This is a genomic window from Marinobacter sp. SS13-12, from assembly GCF_030227115.1.
GTDB lineage: Bacteria > Pseudomonadota > Gammaproteobacteria > Pseudomonadales > Oleiphilaceae > Marinobacter.
Map to the genome: position 1 here is coordinate 345,822 of NZ_JASSUA010000001.1, position 17,758 is coordinate 363,579.

Annotated in this window: 13 protein-coding genes; 7 read left to right on the top strand and 6 right to left on the bottom strand. The window is 57.6% G+C overall.

Going from position 1 to position 17,758, the window contains the following annotated elements; all coding sequences use genetic code 11:
• The first annotated feature begins 1 nt into the window (after position 1).
• From QPL94_RS01595 to QPL94_RS01615, 5 genes are all read left to right on the top strand, one after another.
• A complete protein-coding gene (locus QPL94_RS01595; RefSeq protein WP_285355067.1) occupies positions 2-2,248 on the top strand; it encodes an ATPase, T2SS/T4P/T4SS family in 2,247 nt (748 codons plus the stop codon).
• Positions 2,245-5,883 carry a PAS domain S-box protein gene (locus QPL94_RS01600; protein ID WP_285355068.1) on the top strand — a complete coding sequence of 1,213 codons (3,639 nt, stop codon included), beginning with the start codon at positions 2,245-2,247 and terminating at the stop codon, positions 5,881-5,883. Before QPL94_RS01595 ends, QPL94_RS01600 begins: the two co-directional genes overlap by 4 nt.
• Positions 5,876-6,352, top strand: coding sequence for a response regulator (locus QPL94_RS01605; RefSeq protein WP_285355069.1), 477 nt, complete (start codon positions 5,876-5,878; stop codon positions 6,350-6,352). The genes QPL94_RS01600 and QPL94_RS01605 overlap by 8 nt, the downstream gene beginning before the upstream one ends.
• Positions 6,339-9,212, top strand: a complete 2,874-nt coding sequence (locus QPL94_RS01610) for an EAL domain-containing protein (RefSeq protein WP_285355070.1) — start codon at positions 6,339-6,341, stop codon at positions 9,210-9,212. Before QPL94_RS01605 ends, QPL94_RS01610 begins: the two co-directional genes overlap by 14 nt.
• Positions 9,213-9,306: 94 nt before the next feature.
• The gene (locus tag QPL94_RS01615) at positions 9,307-10,428 is read left to right on the top strand and encodes an HD-GYP domain-containing protein (protein WP_285355071.1); all 1,122 of its coding nucleotides are present in this window, start codon (positions 9,307-9,309) and stop codon (positions 10,426-10,428) included.
• A 10-nt stretch (positions 10,429-10,438) separates the two neighbouring features.
• Here QPL94_RS01615 and fghA read toward each other — a convergent pair whose 3' ends face one another.
• The 3 genes from fghA to QPL94_RS01630 all read right to left on the bottom strand — a co-directional run bounded on the left by fghA (position 10,439) and on the right by QPL94_RS01630 (position 12,764).
• Positions 10,439-11,284, bottom strand: coding sequence for an S-formylglutathione hydrolase (fghA, locus tag QPL94_RS01620; RefSeq protein ID WP_285355073.1), 846 nt, complete (start codon positions 11,282-11,284; stop codon positions 10,439-10,441).
• Positions 11,285-11,309: 25 nt separating this feature from the next.
• Positions 11,310-11,732, bottom strand: coding sequence for a CBS domain-containing protein (locus tag QPL94_RS01625; RefSeq protein WP_285355074.1), 423 nt, complete (start codon positions 11,730-11,732; stop codon positions 11,310-11,312).
• 120 nt (positions 11,733-11,852) lie between these two features.
• Positions 11,853-12,764 carry an alpha/beta fold hydrolase gene (locus QPL94_RS01630; protein ID WP_285355076.1) on the bottom strand — a complete coding sequence of 304 codons (912 nt, stop codon included), beginning with the start codon at positions 12,762-12,764 and terminating at the stop codon, positions 11,853-11,855.
• Between the two features lie 231 nt (positions 12,765-12,995).
• Between QPL94_RS01630 and QPL94_RS01635 the strand changes: the two genes are divergently transcribed.
• Positions 12,996-14,357 (top strand): alanine/glycine:cation symporter family protein, encoded by a 1,362-nt coding sequence (locus tag QPL94_RS01635; protein WP_285355078.1) that lies wholly within the window; start codon positions 12,996-12,998, stop codon positions 14,355-14,357.
• A 136-nt stretch (positions 14,358-14,493) separates the two neighbouring features.
• The gene (locus tag QPL94_RS01640) at positions 14,494-15,147 is read left to right on the top strand and encodes a peroxiredoxin (protein WP_285355080.1); all 654 of its coding nucleotides are present in this window, start codon (positions 14,494-14,496) and stop codon (positions 15,145-15,147) included.
• A gap of 77 nt (positions 15,148-15,224) precedes the next feature.
• Here the strand turns inward: QPL94_RS01640 and QPL94_RS01645 are convergent, their stop codons facing one another.
• From QPL94_RS01645 to QPL94_RS01655, 3 genes are all read right to left on the bottom strand, one after another.
• Entirely contained in the window at positions 15,225-16,007 is a 783-nt protein-coding gene (locus QPL94_RS01645) for a MetQ/NlpA family ABC transporter substrate-binding protein (protein ID WP_285355082.1), read from the bottom strand.
• Positions 16,008-16,073: 66 nt separating this feature from the next.
• Positions 16,074-16,751, bottom strand: coding sequence for a methionine ABC transporter permease (locus tag QPL94_RS01650; protein ID WP_285355083.1), 678 nt, complete (start codon positions 16,749-16,751; stop codon positions 16,074-16,076).
• Positions 16,751-17,758 (bottom strand): methionine ABC transporter ATP-binding protein, encoded by a 1,008-nt coding sequence (locus tag QPL94_RS01655; protein ID WP_285355084.1) that lies wholly within the window; start codon positions 17,756-17,758, stop codon positions 16,751-16,753. The genes QPL94_RS01650 and QPL94_RS01655 overlap by 1 nt, the downstream gene beginning before the upstream one ends.

Consider the following 17,758-nt stretch of genomic DNA (forward strand, 5'->3'; position numbering starts at 1 on the left):
CATGGCTAAACGCTACGCCTCGCTGTTCTTCAACCAGGAGCCGGATGACAGATCCGATCCGGTAACCAAGCAGAAAAAAGCGCCCTACCGGCTGCTGCTGGTGGATGACGAACCCAACATCCTGGCGTCCCTGCGGCGGGTGTTCCAGCGCGAGAACTACGAGCTGCTGTTTGCCAGCAATGGCAATGAAGCCCTGCGTATCATGGAAAAGCAGCCGGTCGAGCTGATCATGACCGACTTCATGATGCCCGGCATGAACGGCAGCGAATTACTGAAGGACGTTCGCGAACGCTGGCCGAACACCATCCGCATCATGCTGACCGGACACGCCAATACCGATGCCGTGATGGGCTCGATCAAGGAAGGGGCAGTTTACCGGTTCATTCTCAAACCCTGGAATGATGATGACATTCGCCTGACCATCGCCCTGGCCCTGGAGCAGTACGAACTCATCCAGCGCACACGGGCCCTGGAGCAACAGACCAAAAAGCAGCACAAGGACCTGGAAACCATCAGCAAGCTGACGGCCACCAACCGCAGCCAGCTTGCCATCCTGCTGCACAAGAAAGGCTGGCTCAACCCCCAGCAGATCCAGCAGCTGCACCGGGAAATGCAGAGCCACAAAACCCCCGTGGTCCGCCAGTTGCTCAAGCATGAGTGGGTCGACTTCCGCAAAGTCTTCGAGATGCTGCGGGACGACATGCTGTTCGAGGAAATCGATCTCCGCGAATTCCAGCCGGACCCGGCGCTGATGTCCCTGGTACCTCAGAAGATCTGCACCCGCCAGCTGGTGCTGCCACTAAGAGTCCAGGGCCAGCGGTTACGCCTGGCCATGGTCGACCCCATGGACGTGAATCTTATTGACGAACTGGGGTTCATGACCGGCTACACCATTCACCCGCTGCTGTGCGAAACCAGCCAGATGCAGGCAAAGCTGACAGAAATTTTCGGGGAAACCAGCGATCTGGACGACATCGCCACCAAGGTGGGTACCGATGACCCTTACGAGGGTATTGAAATCGTCCTGGACGAAGACAGTGACAACGAGTCCCTGGAGCAGCTGCTGGGAAGCTCCGAAGAGCCTCCGGCGATTCGTCTGGTCAATGCCATCATTCTGGAAGCCCTGCGCCTGGGCGCCAGCGACATTCACGTTCACCCCCGCACCAAGTCGCTGGTGGTGCGTTATCGCATTGACGGAGTGTTGCAGGACAAGATCCACATCCCCACCAACCTGCTGATGTCGGTAGTGTCCCGTATCAAGGTGATGGCGGAGCTGGACATTACCGAAAGGCGAAAGCCCCAGGACGGGCGCATCACCGTCAAGACGCCGATGAAAATCGTTGACCTGCGGATTTCCACCCTGCCCACCATTAATGGCGAGAAAGTCGTCATGCGGGTACTGGAGCGGCAGTCGTCCGCCCAGTCCCTGGAGGACATGGGGCTGTCAGAGCACAACCTCAGGCGCCTGCTCCATGTGGTCGCCAAGCCCCAGGGCATTATCCTGGCCACCGGCCCCACCGGCAGCGGCAAAACCACCACCCTGTATGCCCTGTTGCAGCACAATGCCTCACCGGAGCGCAATTACGTCACCATCGAGGACCCGGTGGAGTTCCATGTCGACATGGCGGGCCAGGTACCGGTAAAGGATCGTATCGGCCTGAGCTTTGCCAGCGTACTGCGTGCGATTCTGCGACAGGATCCGGACGTAATCCTGCTGGGCGAAATCCGAGACGAGGAAACCGCCGACGTCGCCTTCCATGCTGCCATGACCGGCCACCTGGTCTACTCCACGCTGCACACCAGTTCCGCTGCCGCCACTGTGGCTCGCCTGCTGGACCTCAACCTGAAGCCATTCGTGCTCGCCTCTACCCTGGAGGCCATCATCGCCCAGCGTCTGGTGCGGCGAATCTGCCCCCATTGCTGCGAGCAGACGGAGGCCCCTACGGAAATACTGGAACAGCTGGGGCCCGAATTCATGTCGCCGGAACTGATCTTTTACCGGGGCAAGGGTTGTGACAAGTGCCATAAAGGCTACAAGGGTCGGGTGGCCATCCACGAAGTGCTCACCATGAATCATCAGTTGCGGATTGCCATCACCGAGGGCGCCAGCGCCATGCAGATTGAATCCATTGCCCGGGAGCAGGGTATGCGGGTTCTTCTGGACGATGCCCTGGAAAAACTCCGCGGCGGCGTGACTACGGCGGACGAGATCCTGAGGTTGCTGGGGCCGCAGGTACTGAACGAATGAAAGAGGAGCGCAACCCCGTGGTTGGGCGATTCTGCCTGGTGCTGTCCCTGGCGATCGCACTTATAGCCATCGGGCTGGTGATTTTTGTCGATCATTTCTCCCTGGGTGGCAATGCCAATGGGCGGGTTTCGCTATCGCCCGGCGGCGGGCTGGTGTCCGTTTTGATCGGGGCCTCGCTGTTGGCGCTGGTGTTTCGCAGAATCCCGGCAGCTCTTGTACTGGCCTGCGTCACCATTATCATCGCCCTGTTTCAGGTTGTGCTGCCCTGGACTCCAGCCGCGGATTCACTGGCAATGCTGGCCATCAGCAAGCCTCTTCTGGTGGTGGTACTTCTTACGGAGCTGTCCCTGCTTGCGGCGATTTACGGTCGCTGGAGGAAGCGTGTGGGGCTGCTGTGCGGCTTAATCGTCGTGACCCAGGGCCTGTTGTCCCTGCTTTCCTACTGGCACCCGCCCCTTCAGAATTTCAGTCTTGGCACTATTCCGGAATCCACCATCATTGTCAGCCCCCTGGCCATTCTGGTGGGCATGGTTCTGCCCCTTCTTCACACCATTAACAGGCGTAACCTGCCCGATTTTTCGGCCCGACTGGTACTGGTCGGCGTCTGCAGCATAGCGCTGACCACCATCATATGGCACGCCATGCGTGTACAGAACAGCGATAGCCTGCAAGACCGGGCGGAAATTCTGGCTGAGCAGTTGAAAGCCTCCAGCACGGCAACTTTCAATGACGACCTGGCGCTGATTCGCAGGCTTGCAGAGCGACAGGAACTGCTGACAGGGGCACCCGCGCAACGGGAATGGACACAGGAAGTACAGAGTTACCTGAATGACTTCCGTGAAATACAGCTTATCGGCATGCTGACCCCGGACGGGCAACCCGTGGGTATTCATTCCCGCACCGAGCAGCACCGGCACTGGCTGAACAGTTTCCTGGCAACACCGGGCAACCAGACGTGGCTGGATCACGTGACCAATACCAGTCGGCCGCATCTCAGCCCGCCCAAGCCGGATGAAGCCGGCCGCATGCATGCCATGGTCGCCTATCCCGCAAGAGCAATTGTCGGACAGCCCTGGGTCATTTTTGCGGTGATTGATCTGGAAGACGCCTACGGCAGCCTGTTAAAGCACTACGATGGCGATCTGAGCCTCAGGGTTTATTACCGGAACATTCTGATTTTCGATCGTTCCCCGGAGACCGCAACGGGAACCCGCATCCCACTGGCAACCCGAGACACCCACCCTCACCACGACAGCGCGTGGCGGATTGAAGTGTACACCCGGGAAGGCGGGCTTGCCGCCACTGTGCTGTATCTTCCTCCAGTGGTACTGTTTACCGGCCTGATACTCAGCTTCCTGATGATGCTCAGCCATCTGTTCTGGCAGGAGTCCGAACGGCGCACCCACAGCCTGCGAAAACTCAACAGCACCGTGAACGCCCATCTGGCCCGCGAACTGTCACTCAGACAGACCAATGAACGCATCATGGAGTTTTCCCGCGACATTCTGTGTTCCGTCGACTCAAAGGGTCTGTTCACGTCCATCAATCCCGCCGCGGAAGATATCCTCGGCTACCGACCGGACCAGCTAATCGGAGAACCCTACCACGTTCTCATCCCGCCCGTAGACCGAGAAGCCACAGCCGAAGAGATGCGCAAATTGATGGCGGGCGAACGCCAGATCAGCGATGGTTTTCGCAACCACCTGCGTCACCGGGACGGCCACATTGTGACCGTTTCATGGACAGCCGAATGGTCAGAGGCAGACCGGGCGCTGTTCTGTGTGGGCCGGGACATGACCGACCAGCTGGTTGCGGAAACACTGATGCGGGAGAGAGACCAGTTCTTCTCCCTCTCACCGGACATGTTCTGCATCGTTGATCTGAACAGCCACTTTTTCGAACTCAACAATGCCTTTGTGGACGTGCTCGGATACGAGCGGGAAGAACTGCTGGGTGCTTCCTACATGCAACTGATTCAAAAGGATGATCAGGCCAGGGTTGAGGAAGCGGTGGCTGCACTGGTAGCCGGAGAAACCATCAGGGATCTTCATGTCCGTATAATGAACAAAAACGGTTCAGAGCACTGGCTTGAACTCAGCGCCACCCTCAGCTCAGATGATCTGATTTATGTGGCCGCCCGTGATACCACAGAAATTCGCCACACGCAGGAAAAACTGCGGGAAAGTGAAACGCTGTTGAAAATTGCTGAGAAAGCCGCCCGCATAGGCGGCTGGGTGGTCGAGGCAAGCACCGGCGAGACCCGCTGGACCCGTGCCATGTTCGATATTTTCGAGATGCCGATTGGCGCAGTGCCAGCCCTTGAAGAGGGACTCGGGTTCTATACACCGGACGGCAGGGAAACAATAACCCACGCCATGAACATGTGCATGCACACGGGAATCCCCTTCGATGAAGAAGTTCAGATCCGCACCCGGCTGGGCCGCTTACGATGGGTCCGGGCTATCGGACAGGCGGTGAAGGATGGAAATGGCCGGATTGTGCAAATACAGGGCGGCCTTCAGGACATCACTGCTTCCCACCAGGCCATGGAGCAGATCCGGCGGTTTGCCGAGCGTCAGGCCATCATCTTCGAGAGCATTACCGACGCCTTTTTTACCCTTGATCGTGAATGGCGGTTCACCTACGTCAACCAGCGTTCGGAGGAGTTGCTCAGGGAGAGCCGTGGGGCACTTCTGGGCAACACCCTCTGGGAGATGTTCCCCGCGGCGCAGGCCAGCGAGTTTGAAAGGCACTACCGACACGCCATGGTGACCGGCGAGTCGGTATCCTTCGAGGCCTATTACGCCCCCCTGGATAACTGGCTGGAGGTCAGTGCCTACCCATCGGATGAAGGCCTGGCCGTCTACTATCGCAGCATAAATGATCGTAAACAGGCGCAAAAGAAGCTGGAAGAGACCATGGCTGAACTGGAGCGCAGCAACCGTGAGCTTCAGGATTTCGCCTTCGTAGCCTCCCACGACCTCCAGGAGCCCCTACGCAAGATTCAGGCCTTCTCGGACCGGCTTCTGTCGCGGCCAGACCGATTTAACGATCAGGAACAGGATTATCTGCAACGGATGCAATCGGCCGCCAGGCGCATGCAGTCACTGATCCAGGACCTGCTAACCTATTCCAGAGTGACAACCCGGGCACAGCCATTAACCGTCTGCGATAGCAATCGCATTCTCGGCGAGGTACTGCAGGATATGGAAACGTCCGTCTCCAGGGAAAATGCCGTGATCGACATCAGTCCGCTTCCACCGATTACCGGGGACGCCACTCAGCTTCGACAGGTTTTTCAGAACCTGCTGAGCAATGCGGTCAAGTTCCACAAGCCTGGCCAAAGCCCCCAGGTATGGGTCTACCCTGAAGACCATACGGATGAGCACTGGACTCTGGTCGTCAGGGACAACGGGGTAGGGTTTGATAATCGATACGTTGAAAAACTGTTCCAGCCGTTTCAGCGCTTGCATAAACAGGCCTTCCAGGGTTCCGGCATCGGTCTGGCAATTGTGAAAAAGATACTGGACCGCCACAGCGCAACGGTATCCGTTGAAAGCAAAGTCGATCATGGAACGACTTTCCGAATCCACTTTCCAACCAGCAATCAGACGAAAGGAAGCAGCAATGACTGATCCCGGAACAATACCGATGATTCTGATTGCCGAGGATGATCCTGACGACCGGCTGATGATGAAAGAGGCGTTCGCAGAGCGCTGTCACAACTGTCGGATTTGCTTCGCCCACGATGGCGTTCAACTGATGCGCTTCCTTAACGGAGAGGAGCAACTACCGGATGATCCTGATGCGTCCATTGTATGCCCGGACCTGATACTGCTGGATCTCAACATGCCACTGAAAGACGGTCGGGAGGCGCTGCAGGAAATCAAGTCCGACCCCAGGCTGCGCACCATCCCGACGATTATCATGACCACATCAGGCAATGAAGATGATGTTCGCTATTGTTACCAGACAGGTGCCAACTCCTACATTGTCAAACCATCAAGCTATTCAGGGCTGCTGGATGTTGTTTCCTCGCTGACGAGCTACTGGGCAACCACCGCAATCCTGCCAGGAAGACCGGAGCGTTATGACCGAGACTGAGCCCCTGCTGCGCATCCTGCTGATTGAAGACGACGAAGACGATTACCTGATTACCCGCGACCTGCTGCAGGACAGTAGCCCGGTGAACACCCGGCTGGACTGGGTGGACTCCGCCAGCGACGGCATGGCTGCACTGGAGACAGGCGATTACGCCATAGCGCTGGTGGATCTCCGCCTGGGCCCGGATTCCGGGATTGATCTGATCCGGGAAGCCCGTGAGCGGAGCATCACCACCCCCTTCATTCTGCTGACAGGCCAGGGAGATGAAGAGCTGGACGCGCGCGCCGTCGAGCTGGGAGCAGCGGATTACCTGGTCAAGGGAAGCCTTGATGGCTATACCCTGATCCGCAGTATCCGCTACGCCATCGACCGGGCCATGGCGACAGAAAACCTGGCGAACAGTGAGAGTCACTACCGGCTGCTGTTTGAGAGTAACCCTGCGCCCATGTGCCTGGTGGCCCCGGGGTCGCTGGTCCTGGTCTCCATGAACGAAGCTGCCAGGGCACTCTACGGATACAGCAACGATGAACTCGACCGTCTGACCCTGGATAAACTTCGCGCTCCTGTTCACGCACCGCCCAGGCTATCCTCCGAGGGCATTCTTTTGCGCGAAGGCGGGACACTGGAGAGACACCAGCGCCGCGACGGTGAGGAAATGATCGTGGAAATGGTCAGCACCAACATGACCATCAACCACCGCCCCCTGCAGGTGCTGATGATCACGGATGTCACCTCACAGCTGGATAACAGCCGCCAGCTAAGGCTGTTCAAACGCAGTATCGAATCGAGCTCCAACGGCATCGTCATCGCCGATGCCCGGCAGGACGACTCGCCCATCATCTATGTTAACAGGGCGTTTGAGAAGATCACCGGCTACAGCGCAGAGGAAGCGATCGGCCAGAATTGCCGTTTTCTGCAGGGTAATGACTTTGACCTGAGTAACGAGCAGGGCCTGTCGGAAATAAGACGCGGACTGAAAAAGGGTACCGACATCTCGGCAGTGCTGAGAAACTACCGCAAGGATGGCTCGCCTTTCTGGAACGATCTGTACATCTCGCCCATGCGCGATGAGCAGGGTGAGATCACCCATTTTATCGGTGTTCAGAACGACATCTCGGAGCGTAAATCAGCCGAACACGAGCTGGCGTTCAACATCAGCCACGATGTCCTCACCGGGCTGCCAAACCGCACCCTGCTGGAAGACCGGTTGAGCCAGGCATGCCAGTTATCCCGGCGCTATGGACGGACCATCGCCCTGTTGTTTCTCGACCTGGATGGTTTCAAGCTGATCAACGACTCTCTCGGGCACCGCTTTGGCGACCAGCTGCTGATTGAAGTGGGCAGGCGCCTGAAGGCGCTGGTGCGCTCCGGCGACACCGTTGCCCGGATCAGCGGTGACGAGTTCATCATATTGCTGCCGGACCTGGCCCAGGCCGAGGACGCCGTGATTGTGGTGGAGACGGCCATTCATGAGATTGCCAACCCCTACCACCTGGATGGCAAAACCATTCACCTGACCGCCAGCGTCGGCATCTCCACCACCGACGGCAGTCTCGAAAAACCCATGGCGCTGCTGCAGCAGGCCGACCTGGCCATGTATCGTGCCAAGCAGCAGGGGCGCAACACTTACCAATGGTATTCCCAGGAATTCAACGAGGAAGCCAGCTACCGGGTTGCCCTGCGAAATGAACTGCAGGACGCCATCGACCAGGAGCAGCTTTCCGTCTATTACCAGCCGCTGATTGATGCCCGCACCGGGCAGACCCGGAACGTCGAGGCTCTGGTTCGCTGGCAACACCCGACCCGGGGACTGATCTCCCCCGCCGATTTCATCCCCCTGGCGGAAGAAACCGGGCAGATCATCGCCCTGGGCGAATGGGTTCTGCGGAAGGCCTGTCGCGACATGGTTCATCTGCACTCACGGGGCTTCCGACATTGCTCGATCTCGGTCAACGTATCGCCGATCCAGCTACGCAAAGAAGGCTTTATCCGCACGGTCACCAACGCCCTCAAGGCGTCCGGTCTTCCGCCGGAGAGCCTGGAGCTGGAGGTGGTGGAATCTGCCATACTTCTGGATACAGATCGTGTTATCGAGACCCTCCATGCCATTCGCGGGCTCGGGGTCCACATTGCCATTGATGATTTCGGAACCGGATTTTCCAGTCTCAGTTATATCAAGCTGCTGCCCGCCAACAAGATCAAGATTGACCGGTCCTTTATCAAGGATGTTATCGAGAACCGCAGTGATGCCGCCATCACTCAGGGTGTTATCTCCATGGCCCATCACCTGGGCCTGGAAGTGGTCGCCGAAGGGGTTGAAACCGAAGCACACGCCACCTACCTGCGGAAAAACCATTGCGACCTTCTTCAGGGTTTCGCTTTTGCCAGGCCCATGCCGTTTGATGATCTGCTGGCATTTCTGAATGACCAGGGTGCGGGGAACACAATGGCAACCGGTAGCAGTGACCGTAGCGAGCAGGAGCGTACGCTGCTCCTGCTGGATGACGAAGAAAACATACTGCGTGCACTGACCCGGTTACTGCGGCGTGATGGTTATCGCATACTGGCCACTACCAGTGTCAAAGAAGCATTCAGTTTGCTCGCCGCAAACCAGGTGCAGGTGATTGTGTCTGACCAGCGTATGCCGGAGATGTCCGGCACCGATTTTCTGAGTGAGGTCAAAACGATTCACCCGGAAACCGTCCGCATCGTGTTGTCAGGGTATACCGACCTGAAGTCGGTCACCGACGCCATCAACGAAGGGGCCATCTACAAGTTCCTCACGAAACCCTGGGACGACAAGCAGATACGTGAACATATCCAGCAGGCGTTTCTCTATTACCGGGCTACGGTCAGTTGATTAACCGGAGCGGCTGACCGGTTCTTTCTGGAGTTGAACACGGGTTCAGAGTTAGACTTAAGCATCATTAAAACAAGCATCAGGAAGCGACAGAGTGCCGAATCTTGTCCGTATCGCACCCGGCGCATTGACCATTGGAAAGCCCTTACCCTGGACGGTCTTCGACGCCGATGGCAATGTGCTTTTGCGTCAGGGTTACGTCATTCAGAATGACATCCAGCTTGAGCAGCTGTTCGAGCGTGGTCTTTTCCAGCCCCGCAAAATTGAACGCCCGCAGGATGAGGTTCTGGAGGATACCCGGGTCCTCAATCCGTTTGCGGAATACCCGTTGTTGCTGCAGACACTGGAATCGACTCTCAATGCCATTACCAGGCGGGAAGAGAGTGCTCTGAAGCGAGTGCTGGGCCTGTCGCGCATGATTGACCAGATGTGCCAGGAGTCGCCGGAAGCCAGCCTGGCGCTGGTGCACCTGTATTCCATCGAGCCCACCATCCACGAACAGATTCTGTTCTACGCCATCCTCTGTCAGTTTACCGCACGCCGATTTGGGCTTGATGACAAACGGACCGCCGTGTTGATCAGCGCCGCGTTGACAGCGAACCTGGCGCTGGTGCCGGTGGCCGACAAGCTGAATGCCTCCAACCGGGTTCTGACCGATGACCAACGCGCCGTCATACGCAAGCATCCGGCACGTAGCGTCCAGGCACTGAAAGACGCCGACATAACCAGCCCCATATTGCTGAAAATCATTGCCCAGCATCACGAGCAAGCAGACGGTTCTGGCTATCCGCAAGGGCTCAGTGGCACTGAGATCCGTGGTGAGGCGGAAATCCTCGCGCTGGCAGAACGTTATGTCGCGATGATTACGCGCCGCGCCTATCGTGAGCGAATGAACGTTGTGGAGGCCCGTAAACTGATCACCTCGCTGGCCAACGGCAAGTTTCGTCCGGCAATACCGCGCGCGCTGCTGGCGGTGCTCACCGACTATCCGCCAGGCACACTGGTAAGGCTGGCCAATAACGAGGTCGCCGTGATCGTAAGGCGCCCCCACCGGCACCGGGGACCGTTTGCCAAAGCGATCATCGGTCCACGGGGCAATCGTTACAGTGGCACGTTCGAGCGGGACTGCAGCCTGCTGGAATTCAACGTCAGGGCCATAGAGCAACCCGAAGTCATGCCGTCCATGGATTTCGGGCTGTTATGGGGATTTCGCTAGCGCCAGACCACTATTTCAGCCCCAACGCCTCGGCATGATGCTCCAGGTGATCGTCGATAAACGAGGCAATGAAGAAGTAACTGTGGTCGTACCCACGATGCATCCGCAAATTGATGTGGTGGTGCACTTTTTCACAGGCGTCTGCCAGCGCATCCGGATTAAGCTGGCTGTCGAGAAACTCGTCTGCGGTGCCCTGGTCTACCAGCAGCGGCAACCGCTCCCGGGCCGTAGGGATCAGCATCGTGGCATCCCACTCCTCCCAGGCTGTCCTGTCGTCACCCAGATATCCACTAAAGGCTTTCTGCCCCCAGGGACATTCGCCGGGATTGGCAATGGGGGCAAAGGCAGACACCGACTTGTACAGCCCCGGATTCTTCAACGCTGCAATCAGGGCACCGTGCCCGCCCATGGAATGTCCGCTGATGCAGCGGTCCTCCGTTACTGGCAGGTGGCCTTCCACCAGCTGCGGCAGTTCTTTGACCACATAATCATACATGCGGTAGTGGGGCGCCCAGGGCTGACGGGTGGCGTTTACATAAAACCCGGCACCACTACCAAAATCATAACTGTCATGCTCGCCGGGCAGGTCCAGCCCCCGGGGACTGGTATCCGGGCAAACGATGGCCATACCGAGCCGGGCGGCTTTCTTCTGGGCGCCGGCCTTCTGCATGAAATTCTGGTCGGTGCAGGTCAGCCCTGACAACCAGTAAAGCACCGGCACCGGGCGCGCATTGGTGCCCAGGGCAGTCGGGGGCAGGTACACCGCAAACTCCATGTTGCAGTCCAGCGCCGCCGAATGATGCCGGTAGCGACGGTGTTCACCGTCAAAACAGACGTTGGTGGAGAGCAGTTCCATGGTCACCTCTGGGTCTATAGGAATTTCACAACGCGTATCTGGGCACATCGATACCGAAACCGGCCTTTGCCAGCTCCGACAGAATCGCCGTTCTGGTTACGATGCCAATCAGGCGGTTGTGGTCCACCACCGGATAGACCTTGGGTTTTCCGGCCCCCAGGTTCTGGGCCAGATCCACCACGGACATTTCCGGTGATATGGTCACCGGATTGCGGAACATGACGTCATCTACCAACGGATCACCTTCGTGGTGATAGTTACTCACCAGCAGCGCATGGATACAATCCTGCTCCGAGATGAAACCGATAACCTTGCGGTGGTCATCTACAACCGGCAGGCCCGTAACGTGGTTGTGAAGCAATGTTTTAACCACTTTGGTTAACGGCGTGCCACAGCGAACAGGCTCGATGTGATTCCACATGACATCGGATACTTTCAATGATTGCATTGGCAGGCTCCCTGACCAGTAATGTTCCGGATACTTCCTTCTATAAACATAGGCAATGGGGGCGAAAACTGGAAGTATAAACCCCGCTCCTGCGATCGGTTTCGCGTTCACGGGCGATGATCAACGCCCGTGGACCAACGACTGCGCCATGGTCTCAAAGCCGATGGCCGCAAAATGCGGCAGCAACGGTTCAGGAAGGTCATGGCCCATACCCTCAATCATTTCAATACGGGCATGGGGCATCAGATAAGCCAGCTGTTCCGCCGCCACCGGCCGTACCAGCGGATCAGCCTTGCCATGAATCACCGAGACCGGTACCCGGATACGCCGTGTCGCCGACGACAGGCTGCCAGTGGCCAGGATGGCACGGGTCTGTCGCAGGATTCCGGCAGGATGATAGCTGCGCCGATAATCCCGAACGATCCGATCCCGCACTTCCTGTTCCCGGGGCGGGAAACCGGGGCTCTGGATGGCCTTCCAGAAATCCAGGGAGCGGGCCACAACCGATGCCTCATCGTGACCTCTGGCACCAACGCCGGCCAGGCGCCAGATCAGCGTCGATCTTGGCATTGGCAGGCGCGGACTGTTAGTGGATGTCATGATCAGGGTCGCTGAGCGCACGCGTTCCGGTCGGTTCGCTGCCACCAGCTGGCTGATCATGCCGCCCATGGAAACACCCACCAGGTGGGCACTGGCCAGGCCCAGAGCATCCATCACCTGACAGACGTCATCGGCCATATCGTGGAGAGTATAGGGTGCATCGACTGGCAGTCCCATCCGGTGCCTTGCCATCACGGCTACCGGGTGCCCCACAAGGCGGTCTTTCAAATGAGAGGACAGGCCAATGTCACGGTTATCAAAACGAATGACCCGGAAGCCTTCATTTGCGTACTGGTCCAGCAACGCCTCCGGCCAGAGGGTCATCTGCGCCCCCAGTCCCATGATAAATATGACCGGTTCGCCGTCGGGATTGCCACGGGTTTCCACACAAAAGGACAGGGCACCGGCCTGGACATGAACGCTTTCAGGCATGAATAAGACTCCGGACAAAACCAACCTACAGCTTAACCCGTGAACCCGCTTAACCAATAGCTCTGAAGGCCTGAAGGTCGCCAGAACCGGGAATTCTTTAAAGTGAATATTTACAGACAAAAATAAGCGTATAAACTCAGAAGGTTACACGCTTCCGCGAAGCCGAAACCCGTTCCGGCTGTCTTCGCGGATGACGCCTTCAAACCATGGCAGAAACACAGGGAGATTCCCATGGAAGCCTTAGAGTCTTTTTTTGGCAGCATAAACGCACTGGTATGGGGCCCCCCCATGCTGGTGATGATTCTCGGTGTCGGACTGTTCCTGAGCATCGGGCTGAAACTGATGCCGGTTCTGAAACTCGGTGCCGGTTTCCGGCTGATGTGGAAAGGCCGTACCGGTGTGGAATCAGAAGGTGAAATACCACCGTTTCAGGCCCTGATGACGGCCCTGTCCGCCACAGTCGGTACCGGTAATATTGCAGGTGTCGCAACCGCGGTATTTCTGGGCGGGCCGGGAGCCCTGTTCTGGATGTGGCTGACAGCCCTGGTGGGGATGGCCACAAAATACTCGGAGGCGGTACTGGCAGTCCGTTTCCGGGAAGTGGACGAGCGCGGCGCCCACGTGGGTGGCCCGATGTATTACATTCGTAACGGGCTTGGTAAAAAGTGGGCCTGGCTGGGCGTGCTGTTTGCCATCTTCGCTGCGGTGGCTGCCTTCGGCATAGGCAACACCGTGCAGGCCAATTCTGTAGCCGATGTCCTCCAGACCAACTTTGCCCTGCCGCACTGGGTAACGGGCCTGATCCTGATGGTTCTGGTGGGCCTGGTACTGATTGGCGGCATCAAGCGCATCGGGCACGTTGCAAGTGCCCTGGTACCATTTATGGCCATCGCTTATGTTCTGGTGGGCCTGGTGGTACTGGCTATTAACGTCAACCAGCTTCCGGGCGCCATTGCCATGGTGTTCACCCACGCCTTCAGCCCGGTTGCGGCTGAGGGTGGCTTCGCAGGTGCCGCGGTATGGGCTGCTATTCGCTTCGGTGTGGCCCGGGGTATTTTCTCCAACGAGGCCGGCCTCGGCTCTGCCCCCATCGCTCACGCTGCAGCGCAGACCAGAAACCCGATCAACCAGGGCATGGTCGCCATGCTGGGCACCTTTATCGACACCATTATCGTGTGCAGCATCACCGGCCTTGTCATCATCAGTTCCGGGGCCTGGACGTCCGGCGAAACCGGTGCCGCGCTTACCTCGCTGGCCTTCGAGACCGGTCTGCCCGGGTTCGGCAATTACGTTGTCGCCATTTCCCTGGCAATTTTCGCCTTTACCACCATTATCGGCTGGTCCTTCTATGGTGAGCGCTGTATTGAGTTCCTGTTTGGTGTAAAGGCCATTGTGCCCTACCGCGTTGTCTGGATCCTCGCTATCCCGGTCGGCGCCACCATCAACCTGGGCCTGATCTGGCTGATCGCAGACACGCTCAACGCCATGATGGCCCTGCCCAACCTGGTGGCATTGCTGTTACTCAGTCCGGTGGTGTTCAAGCTGACCCGCGAACATTTCGAGAAAGAGCGTTCTGTCAGTGTGAATCAGTGAACCGCTGGTGACGGGTGAGGTAGATCAACTACCCTTGGTTTTCTCTCACTCGTCACCATTGTTTATCGTATAGACTGAGCTATTATGCCGGCGTTTCTGAGAGGCCGGGTTTTGTATCGCCAAAGGAGGAAACACCATGAGTTTACGTCTGGGAGATACCGCTCCGGATTTTGAACAGGATTCCAGTGAAGGCAGGATCCGTTTTCACGACTGGCTGGGCGACGGCTGGGGCGTATTGTTTTCGCACCCGGCGGATTTTACGCCTGTATGCACCACCGAGCTGGGGCTGACCGCCAAACTGAAGGATCAGTTCGCCAAGCGTAACGTCAAGGCAATCGCCCTGAGTGTCGACCCGGTGGATTCTCACAAGGAGTGGATCAAGGACATCAACGAAACCCAGGGCTGTGCAGTGAATTTCCCGATCATTGCCGACCATGATCGAAAAGTGTCTGATCTTTACGACATGATCCACCCCAACGCCAACGACACGCTGACGGTTCGTTCGCTGTTCGTGATCGACCCGAACAAGAAAATCCGCCTGATCATCACCTATCCGGCCAGCACCGGCCGTAATTTCAACGAGGTGCTCAGGGTGATTGATTCACTGCAGATGACCGACGAACACAAAGTAGCCACACCGGGTAACTGGGAAGCCGGTGGCGACGTGGTCATCGTGCCGTCTCTGCAGGATGAAGACGAGATCAAGGAACGTTTCCCGAAAGGCTACAAGGTAGTGAAGTCCTACCTGCGGATGACGCCGGATCCACGCTCCAACTGGAGTGGTGACTGATCACTGAAAATCTGATCAGCTAAAACAGAAAAGCCGGGCACTTGCCCGGCTTTTTTCGGTCTGTTTCCGGGCTTCCTTCAGAATGCCGGAACCACGGCACCTTCGTAATTCTTCTCGATGTAGCTCCTCACGTCTTCAGACGTCAGCGCTTCCGCCAGCTTCTGAATGGCTTCTTCGTCAGCACGGTCTTCATGGGCCACCAGAATGTTTACGTAAGGTGACTCTGCACCTTCAATCACCAACGCATCCTCTGTCGGCTTCAGGCCCGCTTCCAGTGCGTAGTTGGTGTTGATCAACGCCAGGTCCACCTGGTTGAGGATGCGAGGCAGGGTTGCGGCCTCCAGTTCCTTGAAGTCCAGGTTTCTGGGGTTGTCAGCGATGTCACGGGGCGTGGCGGTGATCTTGCTGCCGTCCTTCAGAGTAATCAGCCCGGCTTTCTGCAGAAGAAGCAGTGCACGGCCGCCATTGGTGGGGTCGTTGGGGATGGCTACGGTAGCGCCATCTTTTAGCTCGTCCAGAGAGTCGATCTTGCTGGAGTAGGCACCAAAGGGCTCAACATGCACACCGATAACACTCACCAGGTTGGTACCACGGCCATCGTTAAACTCGTCCAGGTACGGCTGATGCTGGAAGAAATTGGCATCCATCCGCTTCTGGTCCACCTGCACGTTGGGCTGGACGTAATCAGTGAATACTTTAACGTCCAGTTCCACGCCCTGCTCCGCCAGCTTGGGCTTCACGAATTCCAGGATCTCGGCGTGGGGTACCGGAGTGGCGGCTACTGACAGTTCTTCAGCGGACGCAGCACCAGCGAAAGTGGCCGCTGCGGCTAGTCCTACTATTGCTTTCTTGAAGTTCATAGATCTGTTCTCCTGTTGAGTACTGCAAACAATGTATCCAGTCTTGGGAGTACGGCAGAGCTGTTGTTATCTGCGGCTGAAATATAAAACAAGGCGATCGCCAGCCATTTGCAGAAGTTGCACAAAAATAACCAACAACGCCACAGTAATAACCATTACATCGGTCTGGAATCGTTGATAACCGAAGCGGATGGCCAGATCGCCCAGGCCGCCGCCGCCGACAACGCCGGACATTGCCGCATAGGAAACCAATGTGATGGCCGTTACGGTAATGCCAGCGATGATGCCCGGTAGGGCCTCAGGCAGCAGAGCTCCGAAAACAATCTGCTTTACCGTGGCGCCCATGGCCTGCGTGGCCTCAATAATTCCACGGTCCACCTCTCGCAGGGAGGTTTCCACCAGGCGTGCAAAGAATGGCGCACCACCTGCAACCAACGGTGGGATAGCACCAGCCACACCCAACGATGTTCCGATCAGCATTACAGTGAACGGGATCATTACGATCAGCAGGATGATAAAGGGTACGGACCGTAACACGTTTACCACGAACGACAGCACCGCATAAGCGACGGGCTGCTCAAGCAACTGGCGCTTGCCGAACAGGAACAGCAGTACTCCCAGCGGCAAACCGATCAGTACGCTGAACAGCAGTGACATGCCGACCATCACCAGGGTGTCCCAGCTGGCCCAGCCGATTTCTGTCCAGTCTACGTTGGTCAGCAGGTCTCCCATCAAGGCTTCCATCAGCGTAGTACCTCCACGTGAACATCCGCGGCTTCAAATGCGTTCATGGCGATATCGAGATCGCCGCCCACCAGTGACAGGGTCAGCTGGCCGTAGGGGGTGTCCTTGATGTGATCAATGCGGCCGGACAGGATACTGAAATCCACGCCGGATTCCCTCGCGACACTGCCCAACAGCGGCGTGTAGGTGGATTCGCCGCGGAAGGTCAGGCGCAGGATGCGTCCCGGTGCCTGTGCCAGGTCCCGTTGCATGTCCTCCCGGTCGATGCTCTCGCTCTCGAAGACAAAATCCCGGGTGGTGGGGTGCTTCGGGTGCAGGAAGACGTCGCTGACGGCGCCCATTTCAACGACTTCACCGGCGTCCATTACCGCGACACGGTCGCAGACGCGGCGCACCACGTCCATTTCGTGGGTGATCAGCACAATGGTCAGGCCCAACTCGCGGTTGATGTCTGCCAGCAGCTTCAGTACCGACTGGGTGGTTTGCGGATCCAGGGCGCTGGTGGCTTCGTCACACAGCAGGATTGTCGGGCGGCAAGCGAGGGCGCGGGCAATACCCACGCGCTGTTTCTGCCCGCCGGAGAGCTGCGACGGGTATTTGTTCGCCTGGTCTACCAGGCTGACACGCTGCAGCAGCTCGTCCACACGATCACGGATTTCAGTGCGGGAATAGATACCGGCCAGTTTCATGGGGAAGGCGATGTTATCCGCCACGGTTTTAGAGGACAGCAGATTGAAATGCTGGAAGATCATCCCCACCTTGCGGCGAAAGGCCCGCAAGTCACTGGCGTTGTAGCCGGTGATATTTTCGTCATCGATCAGGATGCGGCCGCCGGTAGGAGGCTCCAGCAGGTTGATCAGACGCACGAGGGTGGATTTGCCCGCCCCGGAGTGGCCGACGATGCCAAACACTTCGCCGGTTTCAATGGTCATACTGGTCGGGTGCAACGCAGGGATCGCCCGCCCGCCTACCTGGTAGGACTTCTGTACCTGGTCAAATACAATCAC

Excerpts from the sequence above, each read along its gene's own strand:
- QPL94_RS01595 (WP_285355067.1), top strand. The coding sequence starts at position 2 with ATGGCTAAACGCTACGCCTCGCTGTTCTTCAACCAGGAGCCGGATGAC.
- QPL94_RS01600 (WP_285355068.1), top strand. The coding sequence starts at position 2,245 with ATGAAAGAGGAGCGCAACCCCGTGGTTGGGCGATTCTGCCTGGTGCTG.
- QPL94_RS01605 (WP_285355069.1), top strand. The coding sequence starts at position 5,876 with ATGACTGATCCCGGAACAATACCGATGATTCTGATTGCCGAGGATGAT.
- QPL94_RS01610 (WP_285355070.1), top strand. The coding sequence starts at position 6,339 with ATGACCGAGACTGAGCCCCTGCTGCGCATCCTGCTGATTGAAGACGAC.
- fghA (WP_285355073.1), bottom strand. The coding sequence starts at position 11,284 with ATGGAACTGCTCTCCACCAACGTCTGTTTTGACGGTGAACACCGTCGC.
- QPL94_RS01625 (WP_285355074.1), bottom strand. The coding sequence starts at position 11,732 with ATGCAATCATTGAAAGTATCCGATGTCATGTGGAATCACATCGAGCCT.
- QPL94_RS01630 (WP_285355076.1), bottom strand. The coding sequence starts at position 12,764 with ATGCCTGAAAGCGTTCATGTCCAGGCCGGTGCCCTGTCCTTTTGTGTG.
- QPL94_RS01635 (WP_285355078.1), top strand. The coding sequence starts at position 12,996 with ATGGAAGCCTTAGAGTCTTTTTTTGGCAGCATAAACGCACTGGTATGG.
- QPL94_RS01640 (WP_285355080.1), top strand. The coding sequence starts at position 14,494 with ATGAGTTTACGTCTGGGAGATACCGCTCCGGATTTTGAACAGGATTCC.
- QPL94_RS01645 (WP_285355082.1), bottom strand. The coding sequence starts at position 16,007 with ATGAACTTCAAGAAAGCAATAGTAGGACTAGCCGCAGCGGCCACTTTC.
- QPL94_RS01650 (WP_285355083.1), bottom strand. The coding sequence starts at position 16,751 with ATGGAAGCCTTGATGGGAGACCTGCTGACCAACGTAGACTGGACAGAA.